This window comes from Lishizhenia sp. (assembly GCF_057456495.1).
In genome coordinates this window covers 1-4,746 of the sequence record NZ_JBVCPV010000203.1, presented here as the reverse complement: position 1 = coordinate 4,746, position 4,746 = coordinate 1, and the positions used below count along the sequence as shown (strand labels likewise).

The 4,746-nt window shown below is 39.2% G+C and carries 5 protein-coding genes and 1 pseudogene; 3 read left to right on the top strand and 3 right to left on the bottom strand.

The annotated features are described in order from the left end of the window. On the top strand, positions 1–692 hold a 692-nt coding region (locus AC22ZQ_RS12490; protein ID WP_318959101.1), incomplete at its 5' end, for a pirin family protein. A gap of 332 nt (positions 693–1,024) precedes the next feature. Here the strand turns inward: AC22ZQ_RS12490 and AC22ZQ_RS12485 are convergent. The 3 genes from AC22ZQ_RS12485 to AC22ZQ_RS12475 all read right to left on the bottom strand — a co-directional run bounded on the left by AC22ZQ_RS12485 (position 1,025) and on the right by AC22ZQ_RS12475 (position 3,156). Further along, positions 1,025–1,621 (bottom strand): YdeI/OmpD-associated family protein, encoded by a 597-nt coding sequence (locus tag AC22ZQ_RS12485; RefSeq protein WP_318959100.1) that lies wholly within the window; start codon positions 1,619–1,621, stop codon positions 1,025–1,027. Between the two features lie 63 nt (positions 1,622–1,684). Beyond that, a complete protein-coding gene (locus AC22ZQ_RS12480) occupies positions 1,685–2,299 on the bottom strand; it encodes a deoxynucleoside kinase (RefSeq protein WP_090245476.1) in 615 nt (204 codons plus the stop codon). A 62-nt stretch (positions 2,300–2,361) separates the two neighbouring features. Beyond that, entirely contained in the window at positions 2,362–3,156 is a 795-nt protein-coding gene (locus tag AC22ZQ_RS12475; RefSeq protein WP_318959099.1) for a hypothetical protein, read from the bottom strand. A gap of 292 nt (positions 3,157–3,448) precedes the next feature. Between AC22ZQ_RS12475 and bioB the strand changes: the two genes are divergently transcribed. After that, positions 3,449–4,549: a biotin synthase BioB gene (gene bioB, locus AC22ZQ_RS12470; RefSeq protein ID WP_318959098.1), complete on the top strand. Its 1,101-nt coding sequence runs from the start codon at positions 3,449–3,451 to the stop codon at positions 4,547–4,549. 1 nt (position 4,550) lies between these two features. Further along, positions 4,551–4,746, top strand: a pseudogene (locus tag AC22ZQ_RS12465) (aminotransferase class I/II-fold pyridoxal phosphate-dependent enzyme); the annotation flags it as partial.

Genomic DNA, 4,746 nt, shown 5'->3' with positions numbered 1-4,746 from the left:
TCACCTATTTGTTGGAGGGCAGCATGCAACACAGAGATAGTTTGGGATCTAACATAGAAATTACCCCTGGAGCGGTTAATTGGATGTCGGCCGGGAAAGGTGTAGTACATTCTGAACGCACACCACAGGCCATGCGTGGAAAAGAAAAGACCATGCACGGTTTACAAATTTGGGTAGCACAACCCAAGGAAGTTGAGAACAATGCTCCTTTCTTTTCGCATACAGAAGCGCAGGATTTACCTACGTGGCAAGCAGACAAGGTCAACTACAAACTAGTAGCCGGAAAAGCTTTTGGAAAGACCTCTCCCGTACCAGTGCACAGTGAATTGTTTTTGTTGGAAATCACCGCTAAAGAAGCTGCTGAAGTTTGTATAGGGAAAGAACTTTATGGAGAAGTCGGCATATACATTTTAGAGGGAAAAATTAGCGCCGAGGGCAACACCTACGAGGCCAAGCAATTGTTGGTGAACACCGCTGAAGAATTGTGCAGCATAGAACTAGGCGCCCATGCACACATCTTCATCTTTGGTGGTATTCCTTTCGAGGAAGAGCGCTTTATTTTCTGGAATTTTGTTTCGTCGGACAAAGACGTGATAGAAAAAGCCAAAGAGGATTGGATGCAAAAGAGGTTTGCTATGATTGAGGGGGAAGATGATTTGGTTCCTATTCCAGGGATGGAGTTTGAAGAGTGAGGTTGAGTGTGGAAATGTAGCTTCTGGCTTGAGTTCATTGTAAAGCTTGGGTATTGTTCATTTCTTTTCCATCGATGAAAAGAAACGAACCAAAGAAAAATCTAGGCTGGAAAACAATTCTTTTAAAAGCTACGAAACACTCTGGTCATTCACCCCAACTCGCAAACGCTTTTAACTGATTTTTCGGAGAAAAATCCGAAAGCTGAGCTCAAACACTGGGTTCATTTCCCGTCGATTTTTCTTGTTTTAATAAGAAGTATTTTCAAGGCCGAATTCAGAGTTCAAAAATCACGCGCGATTCATTCTTAACTCTTAATTCTGCCTTCTTAACTCTACTTGTATTTATCGTTGAGTCCCTTCCCTTCCAAAATCATGGGAATTACTTTTTCTAGGCGAGACTGTTGCGTGGCTTCGCGTTTGGCAGAGGAAATGTGCTCGGCGTATTCTTTTTGTTTGTAAGGTGTTAAAGCGTTAAAGCTTGATTTTAGGGTAGCGTTCTCTTGCAAGGCGTTTTCTAACAATGCTGGAATTTCCAATTTAGCTTTTTGTGGTTTTAATACCTTTCCCGCCTTTTGATTTTCTATGGCTTCTAAAATGTAAGCATGGATAAGATCTTGGTTTTCTTGTATTTCTTCCAAACTGGTAAAACGCCATTGGCGCAAGGCTTTGGTTACTTCTTCTTGGGCATTGATGAGTTTTTGAGCTTCATCTTTTAGGAAGACACCGTTGTAGAACCAGAGTCCAACATAAGCTTTAAACGCCGCTATACCTACAACATTCTTTCCTTTGAGCATGTACACAGGAATTCCCCACTTCACCCCTTCTTCGAGTTCTGTACGTTGTAAAATGGAACGCAAGGCAGCTAACTGCTGAGCATCTTGCTCGTTTCTCTTGGCCAAATATCCTTCTACCGTTTTATTCTTTTCCATGTCCTGAAAATAAAAAAGCCTTACCAAATACTGGCAAGGCTTCACTACTATTTTTAAATCTGCTTAGAACAATCCGTTGATCTCCGCGTCAATTTGATTTACAATTTTACCCAAGTCTTCTTGTACTTCGTGGAAGTTGTTGTTGTCTACATCTACGATCAACAATTTACCTTTATCGTAGGTAGAAATCCATGCTTCGTAACGCTCATTCAAACGCTTCAAGTAATCTAAACGAATAGACTCTTCGTAATCTCTACCACGCTGTTGAATTTGATTTACCAAAGTTGGAACCGAAGCTCTTAGGTAAATCAATAAATCTGGCGCAGAAACGAAAGACTCAATTAAATTGAACAAAGAGAAATAGTTTTCGAAATCTCTGGTTGTCATCAAGCCCATAGAGTGCAAGTTAGGCGCAAAGATGAAGGCATCTTCATAGATGGTTCTATCCTGAATTACATTATGGTTGGTTTGCTTAATCTCTTGGATTTGCGTAAAACGACTGTTGAGGTAATATATCTGTAGGTTGAATGACCAACGCTGCATGTCCTCGTAAAAATCATTCAAATAAGGGTTCTGTTCAACATCCTCAAAATGAGTTTGCCACCCGTAATGTTTGGCCAATAACTTGGTTAAGGTAGTTTTACCAGAACCTATGTTTCCTGCTACAGCTATATGCATTTTTATGAATATTTTTTAGTCCGAATGAGCTACAAATCTAAACTTTCTGTCCATTCGATCTACTATTTGTTTAAAGAATATTTAATAATTTTCGTATCCGTTTGAACGTAAAAGTCTTGCTCTTCGATGGTGAATTGTTTGACTTTTTTCAACGGAAATTCTAATTGTTTTTGAGTCCCTAATTTGGTCCACTCCATGAGCTTTTCATCCTTGAAATAAAAGATACTTCCATTCCAATAGGTCAAGGCATCTGCGTTTTCTATTTTATAGGTTTTGATCAAAGAACCGTAGACATCAAATTGATAGACACCTTTGGCTTTGTCCCAAATAAAGAGTTTGTTTTCACTTTCAAACAAAGCATCTACGGTGAGACCGTTCAATACTCCGCTCAAATTTTCTATCACTGTTGGTTTGGGCATTAAATCGTCGAACAACCACAGTTTAAAATTGTCTAAATCGTACACCCAATAACGCGTGGGTTGGTTAGAATAACTCACGTGCGTGGCATAAGCAATGTTTTCTTGATTTAAGTCTATGCTCGCATCTGCCAAGGTTAAAGTGTTATCTAAAAAGAAAATCTGTTGTTGATCTTCAGAAAACACCATAGTTTTTTGGGCATGAGAAGCATCTACCTCTGTAATTTCTCCAAGTCCTTTGGTACTTTGTTGAAATTGAACGTTAAAACTTGTATCAAGTTTATAAATGACATCACCTTGTGTATACACCACATTTCCTAGCGGATCTACGCTCCATGCCGTAGGCTGAACTTCGAGTTCTGCAACCTTGGTCCAGCTTAACTTCCCTTCCTCAATAAAGAAAAGTGAAGTAAGTGCAATTATACTTAATAGGAGTTTCATTCTTGCTGCAATATACAAATAGTATTCCTTATATGTTCACCGGTAGATATAGATGTGATCAATTTTAAAAAGTTAGTTTCCAAGCAATGATTATACGCGTATTATTCGGTGTGATATAAATTGATAATTGTCTTAGTTCACCAAAAGTTTCACCTCCTCCATTAGGGTTAAAAAAGGATATAATTATATTTGCAGGGTTATACATGAGGGGAAACTGCGAAGAAATTTGCGGTCAATTTTAGAACTAAAATCTCCACTCATTGCTAAACAATTAAAAAACAAAGCAATAAGCATGAAAGTAAATCCAAAATATACATCAGTTGAAGCCTTGGTAGAGCTTTACAACACACCGTTAATGGAATTGGTTTACGAAGCAGCAACGGTTCATAGACAACACCACGATCCAAATGAAGTACAAATGTCTTCCTTGTTGAGTATCAAAACAGGTGGTTGTCCAGAAGATTGTGGATACTGTCCACAAGCTGCACGTTACCACACAGATGTTGAGGCGCACAAATTAATGACCGTTGAGTCTGTACTTGAGCAAGCCAAAAATGCAAAAGCCAACGGATCTTCTCGTTTATGTATGGGAGCTGCTTGGAGAAACATTAGAGATAACTCTGATTTCGATAAAGTTATCCAAATGGTACAAGGTGTAAACAGTTTGGACATGGAGGTTTGTTGTACCTTAGGTATGATGAACGAAGACCAAGCACAGCGTTTGAAAGATGCTGGACTTTACGCTTACAACCACAACTTAGATACTTCAGAAGATTACTACGATGACGTAATCTCTACACGTGAATACCAAGATAGATTAGACACTATCGGTAACGCTAGAAAAGCAGGGATTTCTGTTTGTTCAGGTGGTATTATTGGAATGGGAGAATCTGTTGAAGATAGAATGGGCTTATTACTTTCTTACACGAAAATGGAAACTCCACCAGAGTCTATTCCAATCAATGCTTTAGTAGCGGTGGAAGGTACTCCAATGGAAGAGCAAAAGCCCGTTGAAATATGGGAAATGGTAAGAATGGTTGCCACTACGCGTATTGTATTCCCAGAGTCTGTTGTTCGTTTATCTGCAGGTAGAACTTCTATGAGTCAGGAAGGTCAAGCACTTTGTTTCATGGCTGGAGCGAGCTCTATTTTTGCCGGAGATAAATTGTTAACTACACCAAACCCTGAGTACAACGAAGATGCTGAGATGTTCAAAACATTAGGTTTGAAATCAAAAGCTCCTTTCCAAGATGGTGATAAACCAGAAACGAAAGAAGACGCTATTTTGGTAGAAAAGCAAAAGAAAGCAGAAGAGCGTAAAGCCCAAATTGCTGCAGCTAAAGGAAAACCAGCTGATTTCCAACCAAGAAAGGTTACTACAGTAGAAGACTAAGATGAATGCGTTGAACCAACGATTGGCTGAGCAATTGAATCAGCGTAAAGAAGGTTCTACCCTTAGATCTTTGAACATTAATAGCTATGCGGTAGATTTTTATTCCAATAATTATCTAGGCTTAGCACAAAAGAAATTCGAGACTCCAACACACTTGTTAGAAAGTGGAACGGGGTCTCGACTCATTTCTGGGACCT

Excerpts from the sequence above, each read along its gene's own strand:
- bioB (WP_318959098.1), top strand. The coding sequence starts at position 3,449 with ATGAAAGTAAATCCAAAATATACATCAGTTGAAGCCTTGGTAGAGCTT.
- AC22ZQ_RS12475 (WP_318959099.1), bottom strand. The coding sequence starts at position 3,156 with ATGAAACTCCTATTAAGTATAATTGCACTTACTTCACTTTTCTTTATT.
- AC22ZQ_RS12485 (WP_318959100.1), bottom strand. The coding sequence starts at position 1,621 with ATGGAAAAGAATAAAACGGTAGAAGGATATTTGGCCAAGAGAAACGAG.
- AC22ZQ_RS12480 (WP_090245476.1), bottom strand. The coding sequence starts at position 2,299 with ATGCATATAGCTGTAGCAGGAAACATAGGTTCTGGTAAAACTACCTTA.